The organism is Hyphomicrobium sp. ghe19 (assembly GCF_902712875.1).
Classification (GTDB): Bacteria; Pseudomonadota; Alphaproteobacteria; order Rhizobiales; family Hyphomicrobiaceae; genus Hyphomicrobium_B.
This window is the reverse complement of sequence record NZ_LR743509.1, coordinates 839,311-858,678: the sequence shown is the minus strand read 5'-3', so window position 1 is coordinate 858,678 and position 19,368 is coordinate 839,311. Positions and strand designations below refer to the sequence as shown.

Here is a 19,368-nt window from a genome sequence, read left to right as displayed (position 1 = left end):
CGGGATTGAGATTAAGCGTTTCGCGTCGCGAAATAAGCGGCATGGACCGAAATTGCAATGTTTCCCTGTTGCAAGGCAGCGTTTTCCCTGGAGCGGGGCAGCCGTCGCGACCTCTGATGCGACGGTGCAACAAATGCACCAAAATCATCCGGAAAGCGCCATTTGATAAGCTTGCGCCATAATCCGAACCCATGGCCGCCCAGAAGCCCGGTTCAACATTCACCCAACGTGATCTGCTTACCAAGTTGATGACGAGCGGGAGGAATTGAGACAATGCCAGCCAGCGTTAAGCCGGAATCTCGTGCGCGTGGACGGATCGGCGCGCCGAACTCGAAGAAGTACCGATGCCACGTTTGGCGGCCCTTCATAGACGCAACCGTCGCCGGATTGGCATTTGTTCTGGTCTCGACGCTATTTGTGGCGCCGGTCAATGCCGGGACGAGCCCGGCCGCATTCGCAGGCCTCGCACGCGCGGCCAGTCCGGCCGCCGTAAAGGCCCTTGCCGAGCAGGGCCCGCTGCCCATCGTCGCCATAGCGACCGCCAGCTCGCCCGCCGAAGCGATCTACCGCCAAACCAGCCAAACGGCGGCTTGGGGATTGCTCGGGGTGGCATTTTCCCTGATGGCCGCACTGAACTTAGCGTTTCTTAGGCATCTTCGGCGAACCTACACCCCGAATCTTGCCGTTTCCACCGGCCGGGATAGGGTATGCGGCCGATGTGGCGTGACGCGCTATTGAATTGCCTTAATCTCGACTGTACCTCTGGGAACGGTGAGCGGGCATCTGCGCCGTTCCGCCAACCTGATAGGAATGCTGGAGGCCGAAGCATGACGAAGCAGGAACTGAAACCATTCTGGTTGGGCTTGACGGCCGGCGCTGCCGTTGCCGCTATCGCTGGCGCATTGTTTTTCGCCAACAGCGAAACCGTCCTCCGGAAGAGTTTCCAGACTGCCCTCAACAGAACCAGCGTCGAGGCCAAGCAAGTCGCATCGGCCACGCCCCCGATCTCGGGTTCGGAAGACTTCTGGCTGACCGCCATGCGCGACGGCACGACCCCCGTCACCAAGGCTATCTCTGTCGGCGATCAGATATCCATGAACCTCGGCGGCGTCCGGCGCACGCTGGAAGTCGCAACCGTTGCGGACTTCTCGCCGCAAATCACCCAGATCGACACGTCGTCGAGACCAACCCACTTGGTGCTCGTGACCGCGCGTGACTTGGGTGACACCGCCGCTCGGCCGATCCGCTTCGTCATGGAAATCCAACAGGGCGGCGCCCCTGTCGTAGCTGGCCGCACCGGCCGCACGCTTTAACAGTTTGAGCGTCGGCGATGGCGGCTGGCTCCCCGCAAGGGGATTGGCCATCGCCAACCAAAGTCCACCGTCTCACCACGGCAGCTGTTCGTGGTCCTGAAAAAATCCGCCGTTCGGCCCAGCGCTATCCAGCGTCGCGAGCCAGATCGCGGTTTCCGCGCCCTGCTCCGGCGAACGAGGCGCAGCCTCGCCCCCCATGGCGGTCCTGACCCAGCCCGGCGAGCAAGCGTTCACCTTCACATTCGTGCCCGACGCCGCAATTTCCGCAGCCACCACGCGAGTCAAAGCATTCAGCGCTGCCTTCGACACGCGATAGGCCGGATAGCCTGAGCCCATGTTGCTCAGCTGCCCCGCAAGAGACGACATATTGACGACGCGCCCATAGCCCCGTGTGAGCATGCCGGGCATGAGTGCACGCATCGTAACGGCCGCTCCCAACACGTTCGTCTCCCACGTTCGCTCGAAGACGTCGTCCGTCATGTCGAAGAAACTGGAGTCGAAGCCACCCGGTCCGTCGATCAGAATAGCGGCGTTGTTCACGAGAACGTCGATCGGCGAAGACGTGAGTTCGAGTTCGGTAAGCACAGCCGACAATCGTCCCGAGTCTGCCAAGTTGAGAACGACCGGCGTAACGGTGACGCCCGCCTTCTCGAAGTCTTCTGACGCTTTGACTGCCTTATCGCGCGTTCTCACACCGGCGAGGACGTTGAAACCCTGGGCTGCGAGCTGACGGGCGATCTCAAATCCGATGCCCCGGCTGGCGCCCGTGACGAGCGCAGTTTTGGAATTTTCCGTGTGCGGCATGATGCGCCTCCGCGCAATGAATACCACGTTGTCCCCGCATCTTGCCGCCATAAGGAAAAACCCCACCGGGGACGGCGGGGTCTCTCACCTAGTCGATGATGCGGTGACCGGCTTCCTTATTTCTTCTCTTCCGGCTTCATCGTGTTCGAATGCATCATCTCATGCTTGCAAGTCTCGCGGAATTTCTTCCGCTCCTTGCCGTGCAGACCCTTGGCATCCGCCTGCTTCGAGCATTCCATGGACGCAGTCGACTTTTCGGTGGCGGCGGCGAATGCGGCTCCTGTGCCCATCACGAACGTGGCGGCAACTGCAGCAGCAATCAATTTGGTGGTGATCATTGAAGTCTCCGTATTCGCTATTTGGGTTATTGTCCGCCAGAACCGGCCGAATGGGGTTCGGCCGGAAGCGGCCCCCAACTCCCAACCGGATAACGCACGAACTCCAAGTTGGTCCCGCTTCGCTATCACCCCGCGAAGAACGACCGAACTTACTCTTCCGTAAGGAGAATTTTGGGGAACCAATTGCTCTGAATTTTTGCTATTGCGCAGGCGTGACACCGTAGCGTCAAAGTGGCGTCAAATCGGCATTTATAACTAAGGCCTCCTTTCCTATATTCAGTCCGTGTCAGCACCATCAAAAACACCCGGCTCGAAAGCACCTCGCCCTTCCCGCGGCAAGTCGGGAAAACCGACTCAGCCTCCTATGGAGACGGAGGCCGGAACGCCGGGCTTTGGAGAAGCGGGTTCCTATTTCGCACCCGCAGACTTTTCGCCGAAGCGCGGAGCGACGGGACTTCCGAACCTGCCAGCGCTGCGCCAGTCCGGGCCGCGCCCGCCAATGGGCAGCGAAAGCCTGACCGATAGCCTTACTGCGCTGCTGACCAAGCCGCAGGAGCGCTCCGAACGGGCGAACGAGCTTCTGTCACGGCAGCCGCTGATGGCGACCCACCCGATCGTCTCGGGCGGGATGCCGATGTTCGTTCCTCATCGGCCGGAGCGGCCCGAGAAAAGCGAAGGCGGCGTCCCCTTCAAAATCGTCTCGGACTACCAGCCGAAAGGCGATCAGCCGCAAGCCATTGCGGAGCTCGTCGAGGGCGTCGGCAAACACAACCAGAACCAGGTGCTCCTCGGCGTAACGGGTTCCGGCAAAACATTCACGATGGCCCACGTCATTGAGCGGACGCAGCGTCCGGCGCTCATCCTCGCGCCGAACAAAACGCTCGCAGCGCAGCTCTACGGTGAGTTCAAGAGCTTCTTCCCGGAAAACGCTGTCGAATACTTCGTTTCCTATTACGACTACTACCAGCCCGAAGCCTACGTACCGCGCACGGACACCTACATCGAGAAAGAAGCCTCGATCAACGAACAGATCGACCGCATGCGCCACGCCGCGACGCGCGCGCTCCTCGAGCGCGACGACGTCATCATCGTCGCGTCCGTATCGTGCATCTACGGTATCGGCTCGGTTGAAACCTACACGGCCATGACCTTCACGGTTCGCGTTGGAGAGCAGCTCTCGCGCGACCAGTTGCTGGCCGATCTCGTCGCTCTACACTTCCGCCGCAACGATCAAAATTTCGTCCGCGGTACATTCCGCGCGCGCGGCGACACCGTCGAAGTTTTCCCGGCCCACTTAGAGGACCGCGCCTGGCGTTTCTCGATGTTCGGCGACGAGATCGAATCCATCGTCGAGTTCGATCCGCTGACAGGCAACAAGACCGACGAACTTGCGCTCGTGAAGCTATACGCAAATTCGCACTACGTGACACCGAAGCCGACACTGCAGCAGGCGATCAAGTCGATCAAGAAGGAGCTGAAGCAGCGCCTCGAAGAGCTTTATGCCTCGGGTAAGCTTCTCGAAGCCCAGCGTCTCGAACAGCGCACGACGTTCGACATGGAGATGATGGAAGCGACCGGCTCCTGCGCCGGCATCGAAAACTATTCGCGCTATCTGACGGGCCGCAATCCCGGCGATCCGCCCCCGACGCTGTTCGAATACCTGCCCGACAACGCCCTCGTCTTCGCCGACGAGAGCCACGTAACGGTACCGCAAATCGGCGGCATGTTCCGCGGCGACTTCCGGCGCAAGGCGACGCTCGCCGAGTACGGATTCCGCCTGCCCTCCTGCATGGATAACCGGCCGCTCCGCTTCGAGGAATGGGACGCGATGCGGCCGCAATCCGTATTCGTGTCGGCGACGCCCGCAAGTTGGGAACTCGAGCAGACCGGCGGCACCTTCGCCGAGCAGGTCATTCGCCCCACCGGATTGATCGATCCGCCCGTCGAAATACGCCCCGCCAAATCACAGGTCGACGACCTTCTCGACGAAGTGCGTCAGGTCTCGCAGAAGGGCTATCGCACGCTCGTCACCGTGCTGACGAAGCGCATGGCCGAAGACCTGACCGAATACATGCATGAGAACGGCATTCGCGTGCGCTACATGCACTCCGATATCGAAACGCTGGAGCGTATCGAGATCATCCGCGATCTTCGCCTCGGCGCTTATGATGTTCTGATCGGCATCAACCTGCTGCGCGAAGGTCTCGACATTCCGGAATGCGCTTTGGTCGCCATCCTCGATGCCGACAAGGAAGGCTTCCTGCGCTCGGAAACGTCCCTCGTGCAGACCATCGGCCGCGCCGCGCGCAACGTCGACGGCAAGGTCATTCTCTACGCCGATCAGGTCACCGGGTCGATGGAACGCGCGATGGCCGAAACGAACCGGCGTCGCGAGAAGCAGATCGCTTGGAACGAAGCCAACGGCATCACGCCGGAAAGCATCAAGCGCAACATCCAAGACGTCATGCAGTCGGTCTACGAGCAGGATCACGTGACAGTCGATGCCGGCCTCGCCGATGGCGAGAACGTGCAGGTGCTTGGGCACAACCTCCAAGCCGTCATCGCCGACATGGAGCGGCGCATGAAAGAAGCAGCGGCCGATCTGGAATTTGAAACGGCAGCGAGACTGCGCGACGAGGTCAAGCGACTGCGCGACACCGAGCTCGCGATCGCCGACGATCCACTGGCGCGGCAGTCCGAAGTCGAAGACAAGGCCGGCAGCTTCAAGGGTTCGCGAAAGTACGGGCCGAGCGCCAACGTTCCGCCGTCCAAACCCGATGCAAGCCGCGTGCAAACGGAATACGAACCCGTGCAGCCGACGTACGCACAGTCGACATCTCGCGTTAAGAAACCTTCGCTCGACGACATGGGGCCGGGCACGGACCGGCCTGTCCCGGCTCGCACGCAGCACGTCGATAGCCGCGTAAAAGCCGGTGCATTCGGCGAGAAAATCGCAGGCCCGCATAAACCGACGCTCGACGAAATGGGGCCGCACGCATCGCTGCCGGTAAAATCCGGCGAAAAGCCCCCGCGCATAACGATGCCGACGCGGACACGCGAATACGAGGGCGGCGCCGAGAAGAAGAGCCGTCGCGGCCGCCCCAAGAAAACCGGACGCCCGGGGCAGTAGGACCAATGACAGCGCAGTACCGCAGCGCCGACGCACTATCGCTTTCAATTGATGGCGTCGAAAAAGTCGAACACGCATTGACAATCACTGAATTGGAAGAATTTGCGGAGCTTGCAGAACGTCAGCGAAACGGCGCACCGGGCTCTCGCCTCGTTGGTGATGAAACGGTACGAAAGCTTCTTTCGTCCGATCGAACGTTCGATCGACTTGCTACGGCTAGATTAGGAAACAATGCGCGTGCCGTACGCGCCGTCTTCTTCGACAAAAGCGCTCAAACCAACTGGGCACTCGGTTGGCATCAAGACCGAACGGTCGTCGTTCGCGAAAAGATCGATATGCCTGGCTTTGGCCCTTGGACGACGAAGTCGGGGGCCGTCCATGTCGAACCGCCCTTCTCCTTCATTGAGGGTATGATCTCGCTCCGTGCCTACCTTGATCCATGCCGTAACGACAACGGCCCGTTGCGTGTCGCTGCTGGATCTCATCGGAAAGGACGCATCCCGACGGACGCAATACCAAAGGTCATTGCACAATGCCCGGAGGTTTTGTGCTTGGCCGAGCCCGGTGACGTTTGGATTTGCGCAACCGCAATCGTACACGCCTCCGATGCCTCTCGCAGCCAAGCCCGCCGGAGGCTGCTGATGGTCGATTATGCGGCCAATGATTTGCCCTCTCCGTTGAGGTGGGCCGGAATTTGACTAAAGAGCCGCCGCGGCCGCCCCAAGAAAACCGGACGCCCAGGGCAGTAGGACCAGCCGGTAGGAACCGGTAGATTTTGCTACATTTGATCGGTTGCGCGATCTAACATCCGCGCCAACGGGGAGCACCACCACTATGGAGGCTCTCATGGCAACGTATATCATTCTTGCCAACTTCACGGACAAAGGCATTCACGACGCCAAAGACACGATTAGCCGTGGCGACAAGTTCAAAGCCATGGCCACCAATGCTGGCGTCACGGTCAAGGACATCTATTGGACGATCGGGACTTTCGACTCCGTCGCGATCTGCGAGGCGCCCGACGATGAGACGGCCACAGCGTTGGCATTGAGCGTCGCCACCCGCGGCAATGTGCGAACGCAAACACTGCGCGCCTTTTCATTCGAGGAAATGGGCAGAATCCTCAATAAAATGGTGTGAGCGACATCGGCTAGAGCGCCTGAGGCCGCTCGTTGCCGCAGAGCGGAACTACCCACAAGCTCGATTGGTTGTTTCTCAGTTGCAAGGCAATCGAGGACCCTCCAATGCCCAAGATCTCGAAAGCAAAAATTCTCATTCTCGCGACCGACGGTTTCGAGCAATCGGAACTCGACGTTCCGCGCGAAAAGTTGAAGGCGGTCGCCCAGCTAGTGCATGTCGCCGCGCCGAAACAGCGGAAGCAGAAGGACTCGATCATCGGCTGGCAAAATCATGACTGGGGCAAGCCCGTCAAAGTCGACATGGAACTGGGCGAAGCGTCGACCTCGCTCTACGACGCCATCGTGCTGCCCGGCGGGCAGATGAACCCCGACACGCTGCGCCAGAACCCCGAAGCGATTAAGCTCATCAAGGCCTTCCTCGCCGACGGCAAGGTCGTCGCTGCGATCTGCCACGCACCGTGGCTGTTGATCGAAGCCAACGCCGTGCGGGGCCGCAAGGCGACATCCTACACCTCGATCAAAACGGATATGATCAACGCTGGCGCCCACTGGGTCGATGAACCCGTGGTATCCGACGACGGCATCGTAACGAGCCGTAACCCCGGCGATATCGAAGCCTTCGTTGCGAAGATCATCGAAGAAATCGAGGAAGGAAAGCACGACCGCGCGGTGCTCGCCGCGTAAGGATAACTGCGGCCGCCGAGGCGGCGGCCGCGGCAACCCCATCGAATTTCACTTCGAAAGCTAAGGCCGCCAGGGCGTCTTCGCCACGCCCAGCGATTTGATCATATCGCTGGCATTGACCGTGAGCCCGCCCGGCATTTGCAGGTCACCTGCCTTTACTCCGGCGGGACAAGCATCCGAGAGCCACTTCGCCTTTTGCGTCGTGACAATTTTCTGAGGTACGCCGAGACCGCTGATCTCGCCGCTGATCGTCATCTGATAGGCAGATTGGAAATCGCCGGTGATCACCACATGCGACGTCGTCTTCATGGACTCCATCGTGCACGTCGAATCCCAAACATAGGCATCGCCCTCGCGCTTGACCTGGCGCTCGGAACACATGCTCTGCATCGCGTCGGTTCCAGCATCCATCATGGCTTTGTCGGTTGCCGCATCGATGCAAGCATGGAGCGTCATCGGCGGCGCATTCTCTTTATGCGTCATGACGATTTCCCAATAGCCAGGCTTGCGCGCCGGCAGCTCGATCGGATCGGCGGCGGCGGACACTGCGAAAACAAGAAATAGGACGGGCGATAACGTCCGAGAGGTCATCTTCAAGTTCAAGGGCAATGCTCCGGGCTAATGGCGTCCATGTCACGCCAATTTTCCCGAACTGAAACCCGTTCGCTAGTCGAATTTTTGATCGCGATCCGGCCTTGGTCCCGGCGGATCAGCTTGCGATCGAGCGGGGAGGCTTCGTGCGCGTCGTTTCGATGCTCTTTAAAATGAGGAGCAGGGTATGGCGAACGGCCTCGTCGACCGTTTCGACGATGTGGCCCGGTTCAGTCAGGTTTGCCGGGACCCACACAAGTTGCCGATCCACCGCCCGCCAGCTGCCGAAATAATTCCGGCCCTTCATCACCGTCACGCCCGTTCCGGAGAGGCCCTCCCGCACGGAAAAACCGCTGAGCGCAACTTCAGGGATGTTCGCGAGTTGCTGCAGCAGTTCGCGATCGGGGGTGGCGGACGTCATGGCGGTATCGCAACTCGAATCAGTTGTGAGGCCTATTCGCCAAAATTAGGCAACGAAGGTTGCGTAAGGATTGACGATGTGCCCGGCTTTGCAACTTGGGCGCTATGCTGCACGTCGTCCCTCCACCGTTGCTGGCCATTTCCGGGGGCAACGGGTAAGGCTCATGAAAGATCGCGGCATCGTCCGCTTACGGAAAGGTTCGCGGACATGAAGGTCGAAACACCCGAGAAGAAGCGGCATCGAACAGCCCCGCATCTGCCCATGCCCACCGGCGATCCGGTCATTCGCACCATTGCAATGCCGGCCGACACCAATCCCTCGGGCGATATCTTCGGCGGCTGGATCATGTCCCAGATGGATTTCGCCGCCGGCAGCGCCGCGGCACGCGTTAGCCAGGGGCGCTGCGCCACCGTTGCTGTAGAGGGCATGAGCTTTCACGAGCCCGTCAAAGTCGGAGACGAATTGACGGTCTGGGCGCGCATGATCAAGCGCGGGCGGTCCTCGATGACGTTCGACGTTCAAGCCTGGAGGCGGCCGCGCGACCGCGAAAACCAGACGTGCGTCACCCGCGCCCATTTCACATTCGTCGCCCTGGATGAGAACGGCCGGCCGAGGGCCTTGCCCGACTCTGCCGATGGCGAAACGTGGGTCTAGCTCAGCCGGAGAAAAAGCATGAAAAGCGTCACTGCCCTATATCGGCGCTTCGCAACGGCGGCACTTGTCGCGATGAGCATCGCCCCGCTGATTGTCCTTCTGCAGACCAACGGCGAATGGGCCAGCACCGCCTCGGCGCGCGAGCAGGCCAGCGACTATGCACCGATCCAACACTTCATGGGCGGACCGAAGCGCATCATCCTGATGCGCCATGCCGACAAGACCGACGATCCCGAAGACGAGGATTTGTCGGACGCCGGTCATGCGCGCGCTGAACATCTCGCGACCTACATTCCGCAAACGTTCGGCAAACCCGATTTCATCATCGCCACATCCCATTCGAAGCATTCAAACCGCCCGCGAGAAACCGTCCAGCCGCTCGCGGACACGCTCGGAATGAATGTGATGCACGATTTCGAAAATCGCGATTTCGCCGATCTCATTCAGGAGATTTTCGACGATCCCGACTTCAAGGGAAAAACCCTCGTCATCTGCTGGCATCACGGAAACTTACCCGCGATCGCAGCGCTGCTCGGCGCCCCAACCGGTAGCTATCCCGATCCATGGCCGGAGGACGCCTATAACCTCGTCCTCGATTTGCAATACGATCCGAACTCGGGCAGTGCACCGACCGTCAATCGCGTCATCGAACCGTTTTGAAGATCTGCGAGATCATTGCAAAGTCCTCGCGCTTCGACGAAAACGCGGGCGCGACGACAACGACAACTGGGGCCGCTTGCGCAACTCGCGCGATGCGCGAATGACGGAAACTCACGGAAGGAACGGCATTTGAAAGAGTCTGCGGAACCGGCCCGCGGTATGAAGGCATGGCTGTGCGCGCGCGCCAAATCGCTCTGGGCGGCGCTGCGCGGCGCCCCTGCGGAAGAGATAACGGCAACGCATCACCCCGCGGGCGGCCCGGGCCGCATCCTGCTGATGCGTCACGCCGAGAAGACCGGAGATACCAGCGACATCCTGCTATCGGCCGAAGGCACCAAGCGCGCCCAGCGTCTCGTGACCTACATCCCCGAGACGTTCGGCCGTCCCGATTTCATATACGCGGCGGCCCGCTCGAAGCGCTCGATCCGTTCGATAGAAACAATGAGGCCCCTCGCCGCCGCTCTCGGCATCGAAGTTCAGCACCATATTGAGGACAAGGCCTTCAAGAGCCTCGTCGCCGAGATCTTTTCGAAGCCCGGCTATCACGGGAAAACGATTGTCATCTGCTGGCACCACGGCAAGCTGCCGGAGATCGCGGCGCTTCTCGGCGGCCGTGATGGCAGCTACCCAGCCTCATGGCCCCAAGACGTTTTCAATCTGATCCTCGATTTCCGCTACGATCAGAAATCGAACGCGCCGCCGGTCGTCTGTCAGATCGTCGAGCCGTTCTGAAAGCAAGCGTCAGTCGGCTCAGCACTTCTTCAGAGTCGCTGCGAGTTCCCGGAAGACGTCTGGATTGCGCGGAAGAACCTTGACGGACTGATCGCAGCCCTGCCCGGCAACCGCCATGTGGGCTTCAAAGAACTGACCCGAGAGCTGCACGTCGAAGCCGTCGGCCGTTACGATGCCCGAGACCGTGCCGCCAATGTCGTTGATCTTGTCCTGCCATGCGCCCGTAACCTTCTCGCCTTCCACGGAAAGGTCGGTCGCGGCGTGGAGCTTGAAGTTCGAACCGTCGTCACAGCGCAGCGTCTGACGCATTCCCTGCACGCCGTCCTTGCGTTCTACGTAGGTCACGACGCATTTGAAGTTCGACGCCGGCCCCGACATGGACGTCATCGTCGCCATCCCCACCCAACGTCCCGCGAGGCTCGCCAGCGGGTCGATTGGCGCGGCCGCGCGGTTCTCCGTAGCAATCAGGCTTGAAATACTTGCAACAACGACATACGTGCCAATGCGGTACGCCCGACCCATGATTCAACTCCCTCAACATTGATATTGGCCATGGCGCACCCCGAGTCCCACCCACGGCAAAAGCCGCTGTCTTCTCAGCGCCACCTAACAATACCGGGAGTTTGAAATCGGATCGCGACCCTTTGTAGGCCGCATTTGGGTAACTCGCGGGCTACACGTCGTTCTGGAAGCGAGGACGCTTCCGGAGGATGCAACCCCACTGTCGCCCGTCGGCAACACGTTTGAACGCGCAGCAGCGCCGTTCCCATATGGCTCGCAAATCGGCTTACATCAGACAATAATGTCGCCGCTTCGGGGGCTCACCGTTTGGAAGGAAGAATTCGTGGTGCGCAATCACAGACTTGCAGCGTCAATATCGGCGTGGGCCTCCGTCGTAGCGGTCGGCGTGGCCTTATCCTTCAATCCCGCCGTAGCGGCGTCGGACAATCCATTCGTCGAGCTTGCCGGCACGTGGTCCGGATCGGGCACCGCCCGCTTCGATAATGGCAAGACGGAAAGCCTCCGCTGCAAAGGCTACTACACGAACAACGGCGGCCCGACCAATCTCGGTCTTTCGATCCGCTGCGCCAACGCTTCCGCAAAGGTCGAGCTCAGAGCCAATCTCACCAATGCCAACGGCACGGTGAGCGGCGACTGGGAGGAGCGTACGTACAATCAGTCCGGCACCGTGGCGGGAAAGGCATCCCCCAATAGAATGAACCTTGCGATCAGCGGCGGCATCAGCGGGTCGATGTCGGTCGCGATTTCGGGCGGCTCCCACTCCGTAACCGTCGCGACGAGCGGACCGTCGTTCAAGGGCGTCAACATTTCAATGTCGCGTTAGCGGAAAAGCCAAGCCAAAGGATGAGATTCTCTATGCGCGCAAAAATGCTGGCAGCTGCCGCTGCCGCCGCGGCCTTCATCACCGCTATCCCGCCCGCTGCGGAGGCTCACATCGGCCGCCTCCGGTCGGACTACAAACAGGGCGAGGTGATTACCGCTTACAGCCGCTTCGGCAATGGCCAGATCTCGAGCGTGGTCCGGCGAGCCCCCAAATGGGGCTGGCAAGTACAGCTTCCGCGTGGCGCATGGGTAGATTGCAGAAGAAGCTGCGAAGAGACGCTTCGCGTTCAAACGGTCGATTTCTTCGGCGACAACGATAACTCGATCTCGAGCGGCGGCTACGGCACGCTGCAGCGCGAATGCGGAATTTTCGGCTGCCTCGGCGGCTCGTACACGTTTTCGTTCTGACCGCCGAAGCCTCGCGAACTTTTAGACCAGAAACGGATTGGTCAGCCGCTCCGGCCCGAACTGGCTCGGCGGACCATGACCGCAAATAAACGCGATATCGTCGCCGAGCGGCAGAAGCTTGGTCTTGATCGACGATATTAATGCGTCGTGGTCGCCGTAGGCAAAATCGGTCCGCCCGATCGATCCGCGGAATATCACGTCGCCGACCAGCGCAAATCTCTGCCGCCGGTCGAAAAAGACGACCGACCCTGGCGAATGTCCGGGGCAATGAAAAATCTCGAACTCGTGTCCGGCGACCGTGACCTTGTCGCCCTCGTCCAGCCAACGATCGGGCTTCACGTTGCGAACACCGTCGACGCCGTACATCTCCCCCTGCTTCTCGAGCGCGTCGAGCAGCACGGCATCGTTGCGATGCGGACCTTCGATCTTCACGCCAAGCCGGTCGCGGAGATCGGCAGCGCCGCCCGCGTGATCGATGTGGCCGTGCGTCAGCAGAATTTTCTCGACTGTGATTCCCGCTTCTTTGATTCCCCGCTCGATGCGATCGAGATCCCCGCCCGGATCGACAACAGCGCCGACCTTTGTCACGTCGTCCCAAATCAGCGTGCAATTCTGCTCGAAGGGCGTCACGCGGACAATCGCCGCCTTGAGCGGAGATGAAGGGTTGGGACGCGCATCACTCATAGGTCTAACTCCGTATTGCTCTGTGTCTCTTAAAACAATCCACCGTCCATCGCGAAGCGGCCCGTTGGCGCGATGTCTTCCTTAGTCCGCGAATCAGATAACGATATCAATCAGCGGGGCATATTTGCCCGAAACTTGCGCATTGAAGCCCACAGACAAAACCGTCGTCTGAGGACCCTGGGAGAGCCATGATTAGAAATCTTGCCAGTCTCGCATTCGTCGCCGCAGGCACATCGATTGCCGCCGCGGTGCCAGCTGCTGCCAATGACTGGGCAGGACCGTATATCGGTATCGGCGGCGGCTACGGGATGACGAACACCCGCACTGGTAACTCGTTTTTGACGGTATTCGATCAAGATCCCATCGCCGTCAACTCGATGAAGGACGGCCAAGCAGGTACGGGCGGCTTCCTCACTCTGAGCGCCGGCTATGATCACGCCCTGTTCGGACCTCTGGTCGTAGGCGCTTTCGTCGACTACGATTTCTCCGACATCGATACCCGCTTTTCCAGTCTCCTTCCGCCCGACATAGGGCACTTTAAGATCGGGGATCAGCTTTCGGTCGGCGGCCGGGTCGGCTATCTCGTCGCGCCGTCGACGCTCTTTTTCTCCACGTTCGGATACGCCCATTCTGATCCGAGTGACGTAACCCTCAATTTCGGCTCCGACCCGATCCGCGCGAAGCTCGGAAGCTTCAACGGCTACTTCCTGGGAAGTGGTGTTGAAACATTGATCGGTAACGGCTTCAGTCTGAAGGCGGAGTACCGCTATACATCGATGCAGACCGAGGAAGTGAAGATCGAAAATGTCCTCACCGAAAGGTTCAAGCCGCAAGTCCAAACAATCCGGATGTCACTGAACTATCGCTTTGGTGACGGCAAAAAGGACGTAGTCGACAATTCGATCCCGCCGATCACCTCGAGCTGGACCGGCCCATACCTGGGCTTCGGTACCGGCTATAGCGTGGCCCATAAGCAGGAATCCTTCGGCCCGGGTGCAGGTCCTTTTAACAATCCGGTCAGCAATGACGGCGGCTTCATCTCGGCATCGGTCGGCTACGACTATCAGTTCAGACAACGGTTCGTCGTCGGCACGTTTTTCGACGCGGATTTCTCTAACCTGACCTACCATGACAGCAATTCTGCTAGTGATGGAGTTGATAGCCAGGAACTTTGGAGCAGCCACGGCGGCTTTAAGAACATCCTGATGGTCGGCGGTAGGCTCGGTTACCTCACCACTCCCGACACCTTGCTGTTCGTCAGCGGCGGCTATGCGAACGCGGGAATGGAACAGACCACGATCAGCATTCTGGGCACGGACTCGGGCGTGCTCTACGATTCAAAGCGCATATCAGGCGCGTTCATCGGCGCCGGTGTCGAAACCAAAATCTGGGACTCGCTCTCGCTCAAAGCCGAATACCGCTACATCGATCTGGCGAGCGAGAACTTGCCGCTATTCGCAGAACCAGGCTTCATATCGGCGCACATCGATCCCGACATCCAGACCGGCCGCCTCTCTATCAACTGGCGTCCCTGACGCTAGCCGGGAAGGCATTGCAGAAATTGATTCAGGGGTCCTCGCGGGCCCCTGATCGCATTTAGGCGACAATGACTGAGAGCGCGATGACGCTGTGCGTCGGCAACGGCGCACCGGTCGCCGAACCATTGAAGTAAAACCGGTCGCAGGATCGCAGAAGCCACCCCAGAAACACGACAAGGGCCGTCATGGCCCCTGTGCGCGTGATCAAAACCATTCGAACGCGATTGGATTAAGCGGCTTCGGAACCTTCATGTCCCGGATCGCGCAGCACGTAACCGCGGCCCCACACCGTTTCGATGTAGTGCTTGCCGCCGGTCGCGGCCTGAAGCTTCTTCCTGAGTTTGCAGATAAAGACGTCGATGATCTTCAACTCAGGTTCATCCATTCCGCCGTAGAGATGATTAAGGAACATCTCCTTGGTCAGCGTCGTGCCCTTTCTGAGCGAAAGAAGCTCGAGCATCTGATATTCTTTACCTGTCAGATGTACGCGCTGGTTATTGACGTCGACTGTTTTGGTGTCGAGATTGACGCGAAGGTCGCCGGTTTCGATAACCGATTGGGCGTGACCTTTCGAACGGCGCACGATTGCTTGAATGCGTGCGACGAGCTCATCCTTATGGAAGGGCTTCGTCATGTAGTCATCGGCGCCGAAGCCGAGACCACGAACCTTGTCGTCGATACCTGCAAGACCCGACAGAATAAGAATCGGCGTTCCGACCTTCGCAACGCGAAGTGTCTTCAGAACTTCGTAACCGCTCATATCCGGGAGATTGAGATCTAGGAGAATGATATCGTAATCATAAAGCTTACCTAGATCGACACCCTCTTCGCCGAGGTCCGTCGTGTAAACGTTAAAACCTTCCGACTGAAGCATAAGCTCGATGCTCTGCGCCGTGGCACTGTCGTCTTCAATGAGTAGAACCCGCATGACCGTCCCTCTGGTGCCCTATACGATCCGTGTCCGCGCTATGTCTGTCCTTCGCTCAAAGAAAACGCAAAACAATCGAGCTAAGCGATCGTTAGGAAGTTAGCGACGAGAGGTTAACAAACCCTAATTCGCGTTAGCTAATTCACCATGCAGCGACTTGCCGGTGTTCTGGCAGCAACTACTTGGAGACATGACTTCCGCGAAGCGGGTCGCGCTGCTGCCGGTCGCGAGGCAAAAAGATCCTCGTTCGCGCCAGAGCATGGCCCGCCATTACATCAAAATATTAGAACTGTGCCCCTCTCGACCGCCGACAGATCTTCCGCGAGGTCCGATTTCGAGGCGCCCACCCCGTTACCTGACCTCTCCGATCGCTTCTGACCTGCATTCGGCTCGAATCAAGAGCTAACAGAATTCGGAAGAATGCCCTAGACCGCCTCGGACTAAATTTTGCCCCCAAACGGGACGCGTCGTCAGAAATAGTTACCCGTTGCTTTACCGCAACTTAAGTGCAGTATGTCATACATATTTTCAGGGTCTTCGGACGCTGGTGCAACGCGGCGGCCCATCGGAATTAACGCAATTTCTTCATGGTTGCTGTAGCAGCAAAGCCTTATTCTTGATTGGCACGCTTCTTGGGTATCCTGAGGACAGAGACAAGTTCGAATTTGTTTGGGGTATCGGACGATGAAGTCACGTGATCTGGCCATGCGCCTGAAGCGTCGGGAAGTAGAAGAGAAGTCTAGAAAGGTCGACGACCTAGAAAGAATTATCCGCGAATTCGATCAAATGGCTTCGGATCTCGAACGCCAGATCCAACTCGAGGAAGATCGAACGGGCATTCGCGACCGGGCACACTTTTCTTATTCGACGTTCGCGAAAGCGGCCGCTCAGCGCCGTGACAACCTCAGACAGTCAACCGAAGGCCTCCGCGAAAAACTCTCAGCCGCCGTTCGCGAGCGCGACGATACGGTCGAGCAATTTTCTCGCGCCGCCCAGCAGGCCGCCAATCTCGACGATCCCCGCGCCGGCCGTCGTGACCGGCCGTTCGGAATTACAGCCCTTCGCTGAATAAGCCCGGCCCATCGCCGAACAAACCTATGACTCCGGGCTCTGATGCAGAGCCCGGGTCCCTCGGCCTCCTGGCCCCATTCTCCTGACCGGCCTCCAAGACCTCAGGCCACCAAGACCACGGCGACGCGGCCCGCCTGAAAGACGCCGCCTTTCTCCCCTCCAATTTCTGTTGGCTTCGCCGTTTAAGCACTTGTGACCTCTTGCTCAAATCGGGCGAGGCGGGCACGAGTTGCAACTCGCATTTGTGTTCATCCAATGAGTCTATGTGAGCCGCCGCTCGGGGAAAAATGCCTGTTCGCCGTCCATCAATAGTGGTGCCGGCGCTGCTCTCCATAGCGGCGTTGACGGGTTGCGCCGGCAACGCCCCGGAATTGCAGTCACAATTGCAGTCGCTGAGCATTCAGCCGACCAGTGAAACCACCCCGACGGTCGCCGCATTGCCCGGCGAACCCCAAGGCGGCAAGCTGATACCGGGCGCGACTGGATCGGCGACCGAGATTTATTCGAGGTTGGCACGAGGCGCGATGACCTGCTGGTTCCCGGTCGGCGGCCCGTTGAAGAAAGATTACGTCTTCCATGCGACCGCGGACGCGCCGTCACGCGGCGGCAAGGCCGAGATCGTCATTCATGAACGTGATCCGTCACAGCCCAATCCGCGTGGACCCAAAGCCTTCCTCATCGCCATTCTGCCGACGGGAGACGCTTCTGCCAATCTGACGGCTGAAAACAGGAAAATGCCGAATGCCTTCGCCGCCGCTATGACGGACGATATCTCGCGTTGGGCGAAAGGCACGGATGGATGCGCAACCACCTCTCCAACTCCCGGCTGGATTCCCGCGCCGCCCGAAACGGCGAACGCAGCACAGCCTGCGAAGAAGAGTAAGGATCAAAAGACCAAGCTCAAAGCTGCTCAGGCCAAGCCGGCCCAGCAACCTTAGACTTTTCTCTGATGTGTCGATCCGCAGGCTTCAGGTGACTTGAAGTCAGTCACGATAATCCTGCAGACGCGTTGCGCGCAGCCCGGGCAAGCCATGCTTGTCGATAGAACGTTGCCACGACAGAAACTCGTCGACGGTCAACGTATATCGCTCGCAAGCTTCTTCGATACTGAGAAGACCGCCGCGGACAGCGGCAACCACCTCAGCCTTGCGGCGGATGACCCATCGTTTCGTATCCCGCGGGGGAAGGTCTGCGACCGTGAGCGGCGACCCATCGGGTCCGATCACGTAGCGCCCGCGCGCTCTCATTTGCTGTTCGGTCATGATACTCAATACACACTCTTTGACCAGGGATAGTTATAACCGCATGCGATTAAATTAGCACTAACCCATTGAGTGAAAAACATATAAATGGGCGTGCCAATTCCACATTGCATCCGCTGAAACGGGCCGCTTCGAGGCGCCCCGTACCAAACTGAAGCAGTGCGTCAGCTTGGATGTCTTCCAGCGAAAACTGGGCCAAACGCCGGACCTGCGCGCCACGCCGCCTTGCAGACGGCCGATTTGATAATTATTGATGGCAGAGACCAATACCCGCTGAGATTACAAACGTCCCCTCTAGGACAATTCTCTGAATTTCTTGGATCTTTTGAAGGATAGCGGCGCCGGATATTGTTGTAGGAGCTTTTCCGTGCTCCCTTGCCAAGAACCCGAGCCAGTCGATCGCATGAACCAGTTCGAACCAACATCCGCCGGCAGCAGCGCAACGCGCGCCCCAATTGAGACGGCCGCCCCGAAAAAGCGCGTCGTCGTTGCGATGTCCGGCGGCGTCGACAGCTCGGTCGCAGCCGCCATCATGAAGGCGGCCGGCCATGACGTCATCGGCGTCACGCTGCAGCTTTACGATCATGGCACCGCGTCGGGCCGCAAAGGCAGCTGCTGCGCCGGCCAGGATATCCACGATGCGCGCCGCGTCGCCGAAGCCCTCGATATTCCGCACTATGTCCTCGATTACGAAACCCGCTTCGCAGCGAAAGTGATCGAGACATTCGCCGAGAGCTATGTCGCCGGCGAAACGCCCATCCCCTGCGTTACGTGCAACAACGAAATCAAGTTTCGCGATCTTCTCGACACGGCCAAGGATCTGGGCGCCGAGGTCCTTGTCACCGGCCATTACGTTCAGCGGTACGATACCGAAGACGGTCCAGTTCTCGCCCGCGCCGTAGATGCCGATCGCGACCAGAGCTATTTCCTGTTCGGCATCACCAAAGAACAGCTTGCTTCGCTGTGGTTCCCGATTGGCGGCATGCAGAAGTCAGCGGTGCGCGACCTTGCCCGCTCGTTCAATCTTCCGGTTGCGGACAAGTCCGACAGCCAGGACATCTGCTTCGTTCCGACGGGCAAGTACACGGACGTGATCGAGCGGCTGAAGCCGAGCGCGCTCGATTCCGGAAATATCGTGCACCTCGACGGCCGCATTCTCGGCCGACACGACGGCATCGTGCACTACACGGTCGGCCAGCGCCGCGGCATCAAAATTCCGGCGGCCGAACCGCTTTACGTCGTCCGTTTAGACGCCTCCAAGAATGAGGTCGTCGTCGGCCCAAGATCGGCCCTGCAGACAGCGGGCCTAATGCTCCGCAACGTCAATTGGCTCGGGGAAAAGCCTCTGAGCGAGGTCGCGGAAGGCGGCCTCTCCCTCTATGTTCGTATGCGATCGTCGCAGACACTGCGGCCCGCCATATTGACCGTCGAAGAGAACGGCGCGGTCCGGGTCGAGCTTGCCGACGGCGAAGAGGGTATTGCGACGGGGCAGGCGTGCGTGTTTTATGCCGACGCCGGGACGGAGGGACGTGTCCTTGGCGGGGGATGGATCGCAAAAACGATCAAGGCCACCACTGCCGCCGGAGAGGTGGTTACGAACAATAAGATGGCTGGCGCGGTCCGCTAGGCACATCGCATGAATTCGATTGCGGACGAATGGAGATCGG

General features: G+C 59.4%; 24 protein-coding genes. 15 read left to right on the top strand and 9 right to left on the bottom strand.

Features of this window, described 5'->3' with window-relative positions:
- Positions 1 to 273 precede the first annotated feature (273 nt).
- The gene (locus AACL53_RS04050) at positions 274 to 738 is read left to right on the top strand and encodes a hypothetical protein (protein ID WP_339082729.1); all 465 of its coding nucleotides are present in this window, start codon (positions 274 to 276) and stop codon (positions 736 to 738) included.
- 89 nt (positions 739 to 827) lie between these two features.
- Positions 828 to 1,313 (top strand): hypothetical protein, encoded by a 486-nt coding sequence (locus tag AACL53_RS04045; RefSeq protein ID WP_339082727.1) that lies wholly within the window; start codon positions 828 to 830, stop codon positions 1,311 to 1,313.
- A gap of 72 nt (positions 1,314 to 1,385) precedes the next feature.
- Here AACL53_RS04045 and AACL53_RS04040 read toward each other — a convergent pair whose 3' ends face one another.
- Both AACL53_RS04040 and AACL53_RS04035 read right to left on the bottom strand, forming a co-directional pair.
- Entirely contained in the window at positions 1,386 to 2,117 is a 732-nt protein-coding gene (locus AACL53_RS04040) for an SDR family NAD(P)-dependent oxidoreductase (protein ID WP_339082725.1), read from the bottom strand.
- A 116-nt stretch (positions 2,118 to 2,233) separates the two neighbouring features.
- Complete coding sequence (locus AACL53_RS04035; protein WP_339086876.1) at positions 2,234 to 2,407, bottom strand: PsiF family protein; 174 nt, start codon at positions 2,405 to 2,407, stop codon at positions 2,234 to 2,236.
- Positions 2,408 to 2,738: 331 nt separating this feature from the next.
- Here AACL53_RS04035 and uvrB point away from each other — a divergent pair, with 331 nt between their 5' ends.
- From uvrB to AACL53_RS04015, 4 genes are all read left to right on the top strand, one after another.
- The gene (gene uvrB / locus AACL53_RS04030) at positions 2,739 to 5,585 is read left to right on the top strand and encodes an excinuclease ABC subunit UvrB (protein ID WP_339082723.1); all 2,847 of its coding nucleotides are present in this window, start codon (positions 2,739 to 2,741) and stop codon (positions 5,583 to 5,585) included.
- A 5-nt stretch (positions 5,586 to 5,590) separates the two neighbouring features.
- The gene (locus tag AACL53_RS04025; protein ID WP_339082721.1) at positions 5,591 to 6,283 is read left to right on the top strand and encodes a phytanoyl-CoA dioxygenase family protein; all 693 of its coding nucleotides are present in this window, start codon (positions 5,591 to 5,593) and stop codon (positions 6,281 to 6,283) included.
- A 148-nt stretch (positions 6,284 to 6,431) separates the two neighbouring features.
- Positions 6,432 to 6,725 (top strand): GYD domain-containing protein, encoded by a 294-nt coding sequence (locus AACL53_RS04020; protein ID WP_339082719.1) that lies wholly within the window; start codon positions 6,432 to 6,434, stop codon positions 6,723 to 6,725.
- Between the two features lie 104 nt (positions 6,726 to 6,829).
- Positions 6,830 to 7,408, top strand: a complete 579-nt coding sequence (locus AACL53_RS04015) for a type 1 glutamine amidotransferase domain-containing protein (RefSeq protein ID WP_339082717.1) — start codon at positions 6,830 to 6,832, stop codon at positions 7,406 to 7,408.
- A gap of 60 nt (positions 7,409 to 7,468) precedes the next feature.
- Here AACL53_RS04015 and AACL53_RS04010 read toward each other — a convergent pair whose 3' ends face one another.
- Together AACL53_RS04010 and AACL53_RS04005 are read right to left on the bottom strand one after the other, a co-directional pair.
- Positions 7,469 to 8,011 (bottom strand): DUF3617 family protein, encoded by a 543-nt coding sequence (locus tag AACL53_RS04010; RefSeq protein WP_339082715.1) that lies wholly within the window; start codon positions 8,009 to 8,011, stop codon positions 7,469 to 7,471.
- A gap of 106 nt (positions 8,012 to 8,117) precedes the next feature.
- Positions 8,118 to 8,420 (bottom strand): hypothetical protein, encoded by a 303-nt coding sequence (locus tag AACL53_RS04005; RefSeq protein ID WP_339082713.1) that lies wholly within the window; start codon positions 8,418 to 8,420, stop codon positions 8,118 to 8,120.
- A 261-nt stretch (positions 8,421 to 8,681) separates the two neighbouring features.
- Between AACL53_RS04005 and AACL53_RS04000 the strand changes: the two genes are divergently transcribed.
- The 3 genes from AACL53_RS04000 to AACL53_RS03990 all read left to right on the top strand — a co-directional run bounded on the left by AACL53_RS04000 (position 8,682) and on the right by AACL53_RS03990 (position 10,466).
- Positions 8,682 to 9,074 (top strand): acyl-CoA thioesterase, encoded by a 393-nt coding sequence (locus AACL53_RS04000; RefSeq protein WP_339086875.1) that lies wholly within the window; start codon positions 8,682 to 8,684, stop codon positions 9,072 to 9,074.
- 18 nt (positions 9,075 to 9,092) lie between these two features.
- Positions 9,093 to 9,734 (top strand): histidine phosphatase family protein, encoded by a 642-nt coding sequence (locus AACL53_RS03995; protein ID WP_339082711.1) that lies wholly within the window; start codon positions 9,093 to 9,095, stop codon positions 9,732 to 9,734.
- Positions 9,735 to 9,863: 129 nt separating this feature from the next.
- The gene (locus AACL53_RS03990) at positions 9,864 to 10,466 is read left to right on the top strand and encodes a histidine phosphatase family protein (RefSeq protein WP_339082709.1); all 603 of its coding nucleotides are present in this window, start codon (positions 9,864 to 9,866) and stop codon (positions 10,464 to 10,466) included.
- Between the two features lie 18 nt (positions 10,467 to 10,484).
- Here the strand turns inward: AACL53_RS03990 and AACL53_RS03985 are convergent, their stop codons facing one another.
- A complete protein-coding gene (locus AACL53_RS03985) occupies positions 10,485 to 10,988 on the bottom strand; it encodes a hypothetical protein (protein WP_092864504.1) in 504 nt (167 codons plus the stop codon).
- 280 nt (positions 10,989 to 11,268) lie between these two features.
- On the opposite strand from AACL53_RS03985, the gene AACL53_RS03980 reads away from it, so the two are divergent.
- Together AACL53_RS03980 and AACL53_RS03975 are read left to right on the top strand one after the other, a co-directional pair.
- The gene (locus tag AACL53_RS03980) at positions 11,269 to 11,811 is read left to right on the top strand and encodes a hypothetical protein (RefSeq protein WP_339082706.1); all 543 of its coding nucleotides are present in this window, start codon (positions 11,269 to 11,271) and stop codon (positions 11,809 to 11,811) included.
- A gap of 32 nt (positions 11,812 to 11,843) precedes the next feature.
- Complete coding sequence (locus tag AACL53_RS03975) at positions 11,844 to 12,218, top strand: hypothetical protein (RefSeq protein ID WP_339082704.1); 375 nt, start codon at positions 11,844 to 11,846, stop codon at positions 12,216 to 12,218.
- Positions 12,219 to 12,239: 21 nt separating this feature from the next.
- Here the strand turns inward: AACL53_RS03975 and AACL53_RS03970 are convergent, their stop codons facing one another.
- Positions 12,240 to 12,902: an MBL fold metallo-hydrolase gene (locus tag AACL53_RS03970; RefSeq protein WP_339082702.1), complete on the bottom strand. Its 663-nt coding sequence runs from the start codon at positions 12,900 to 12,902 to the stop codon at positions 12,240 to 12,242.
- Positions 12,903 to 13,090: 188 nt separating this feature from the next.
- On the opposite strand from AACL53_RS03970, the gene AACL53_RS03965 reads away from it, so the two are divergent.
- Positions 13,091 to 14,437, top strand: a complete 1,347-nt coding sequence (locus tag AACL53_RS03965; protein WP_339082700.1) for an outer membrane protein — start codon at positions 13,091 to 13,093, stop codon at positions 14,435 to 14,437.
- Positions 14,438 to 14,498: 61 nt separating this feature from the next.
- Here the strand turns inward: AACL53_RS03965 and AACL53_RS03960 are convergent, their stop codons facing one another.
- The gene (locus AACL53_RS03960; RefSeq protein ID WP_339082698.1) at positions 14,499 to 14,654 is read right to left on the bottom strand and encodes a hypothetical protein; all 156 of its coding nucleotides are present in this window, start codon (positions 14,652 to 14,654) and stop codon (positions 14,499 to 14,501) included.
- Positions 14,655 to 14,669: 15 nt separating this feature from the next.
- Entirely contained in the window at positions 14,670 to 15,368 is a 699-nt protein-coding gene (locus AACL53_RS03955; protein ID WP_045836896.1) for a response regulator transcription factor CtrA, read from the bottom strand.
- A gap of 684 nt (positions 15,369 to 16,052) precedes the next feature.
- Here AACL53_RS03955 and AACL53_RS03950 point away from each other — a divergent pair.
- Positions 16,053 to 16,436 carry a flagellar export protein FliJ gene (locus tag AACL53_RS03950; RefSeq protein ID WP_339082695.1) on the top strand — a complete coding sequence of 128 codons (384 nt, stop codon included), beginning with the start codon at positions 16,053 to 16,055 and terminating at the stop codon, positions 16,434 to 16,436.
- 290 nt (positions 16,437 to 16,726) lie between these two features.
- Positions 16,727 to 17,377 carry a hypothetical protein gene (locus AACL53_RS03945; protein ID WP_339082693.1) on the top strand — a complete coding sequence of 217 codons (651 nt, stop codon included), beginning with the start codon at positions 16,727 to 16,729 and terminating at the stop codon, positions 17,375 to 17,377.
- A 45-nt stretch (positions 17,378 to 17,422) separates the two neighbouring features.
- Here the strand turns inward: AACL53_RS03945 and AACL53_RS03940 are convergent, their stop codons facing one another.
- On the bottom strand, positions 17,423 to 17,701 hold the full coding sequence (locus AACL53_RS03940) for a DUF1153 domain-containing protein (RefSeq protein WP_045836900.1): 279 nt from the start codon (positions 17,699 to 17,701) through the stop codon (positions 17,423 to 17,425).
- A 403-nt stretch (positions 17,702 to 18,104) separates the two neighbouring features.
- Between AACL53_RS03940 and mnmA the strand changes: the two genes are divergently transcribed.
- Positions 18,105 to 19,328, top strand: coding sequence for a tRNA 2-thiouridine(34) synthase MnmA (gene mnmA, locus AACL53_RS03935; RefSeq protein WP_339082691.1), 1,224 nt, complete (start codon positions 18,105 to 18,107; stop codon positions 19,326 to 19,328).
- The last annotated feature ends 40 nt before the right edge of the window (positions 19,329 to 19,368 follow it).

Coding starts and splice junctions, on each gene's coding strand:
- AACL53_RS04045 (WP_339082727.1), top strand. CDS start 828: ATGACGAAGCAGGAACTGAAACCATTCTGGTTGGGCTTGACGGCCGGC.
- AACL53_RS03965 (WP_339082700.1), top strand. CDS start 13,091: ATGATTAGAAATCTTGCCAGTCTCGCATTCGTCGCCGCAGGCACATCG.
- AACL53_RS03980 (WP_339082706.1), top strand. CDS start 11,269: ATGTCGCCGCTTCGGGGGCTCACCGTTTGGAAGGAAGAATTCGTGGTG.
- mnmA (WP_339082691.1), top strand. CDS start 18,105: ATGAACCAGTTCGAACCAACATCCGCCGGCAGCAGCGCAACGCGCGCC.
- AACL53_RS03970 (WP_339082702.1), bottom strand. CDS start 12,902: ATGAGTGATGCGCGTCCCAACCCTTCATCTCCGCTCAAGGCGGCGATT.
- AACL53_RS03940 (WP_045836900.1), bottom strand. CDS start 17,701: ATGACCGAACAGCAAATGAGAGCGCGCGGGCGCTACGTGATCGGACCC.
- AACL53_RS04035 (WP_339086876.1), bottom strand. CDS start 2,407: ATGGGCACAGGAGCCGCATTCGCCGCCGCCACCGAAAAGTCGACTGCG.
- AACL53_RS04000 (WP_339086875.1), top strand. CDS start 8,682: ATGCCCACCGGCGATCCGGTCATTCGCACCATTGCAATGCCGGCCGAC.
- AACL53_RS03950 (WP_339082695.1), top strand. CDS start 16,053: ATGAAGTCACGTGATCTGGCCATGCGCCTGAAGCGTCGGGAAGTAGAA.
- AACL53_RS03975 (WP_339082704.1), top strand. CDS start 11,844: ATGCGCGCAAAAATGCTGGCAGCTGCCGCTGCCGCCGCGGCCTTCATC.
- AACL53_RS03960 (WP_339082698.1), bottom strand. CDS start 14,654: ATGGTTTTGATCACGCGCACAGGGGCCATGACGGCCCTTGTCGTGTTT.
- AACL53_RS04050 (WP_339082729.1), top strand. CDS start 274: ATGCCAGCCAGCGTTAAGCCGGAATCTCGTGCGCGTGGACGGATCGGC.
- AACL53_RS03995 (WP_339082711.1), top strand. CDS start 9,093: ATGAAAAGCGTCACTGCCCTATATCGGCGCTTCGCAACGGCGGCACTT.
- AACL53_RS04015 (WP_339082717.1), top strand. CDS start 6,830: ATGCCCAAGATCTCGAAAGCAAAAATTCTCATTCTCGCGACCGACGGT.
- AACL53_RS03945 (WP_339082693.1), top strand. CDS start 16,727: ATGCCTGTTCGCCGTCCATCAATAGTGGTGCCGGCGCTGCTCTCCATA.
- AACL53_RS04040 (WP_339082725.1), bottom strand. CDS start 2,117: ATGCCGCACACGGAAAATTCCAAAACTGCGCTCGTCACGGGCGCCAGC.
- AACL53_RS04025 (WP_339082721.1), top strand. CDS start 5,591: ATGACAGCGCAGTACCGCAGCGCCGACGCACTATCGCTTTCAATTGAT.
- AACL53_RS04020 (WP_339082719.1), top strand. CDS start 6,432: ATGGCAACGTATATCATTCTTGCCAACTTCACGGACAAAGGCATTCAC.
- AACL53_RS04005 (WP_339082713.1), bottom strand. CDS start 8,420: ATGACGTCCGCCACCCCCGATCGCGAACTGCTGCAGCAACTCGCGAAC.
- AACL53_RS03985 (WP_092864504.1), bottom strand. CDS start 10,988: ATGGGTCGGGCGTACCGCATTGGCACGTATGTCGTTGTTGCAAGTATT.
- AACL53_RS03955 (WP_045836896.1), bottom strand. CDS start 15,368: ATGCGGGTTCTACTCATTGAAGACGACAGTGCCACGGCGCAGAGCATC.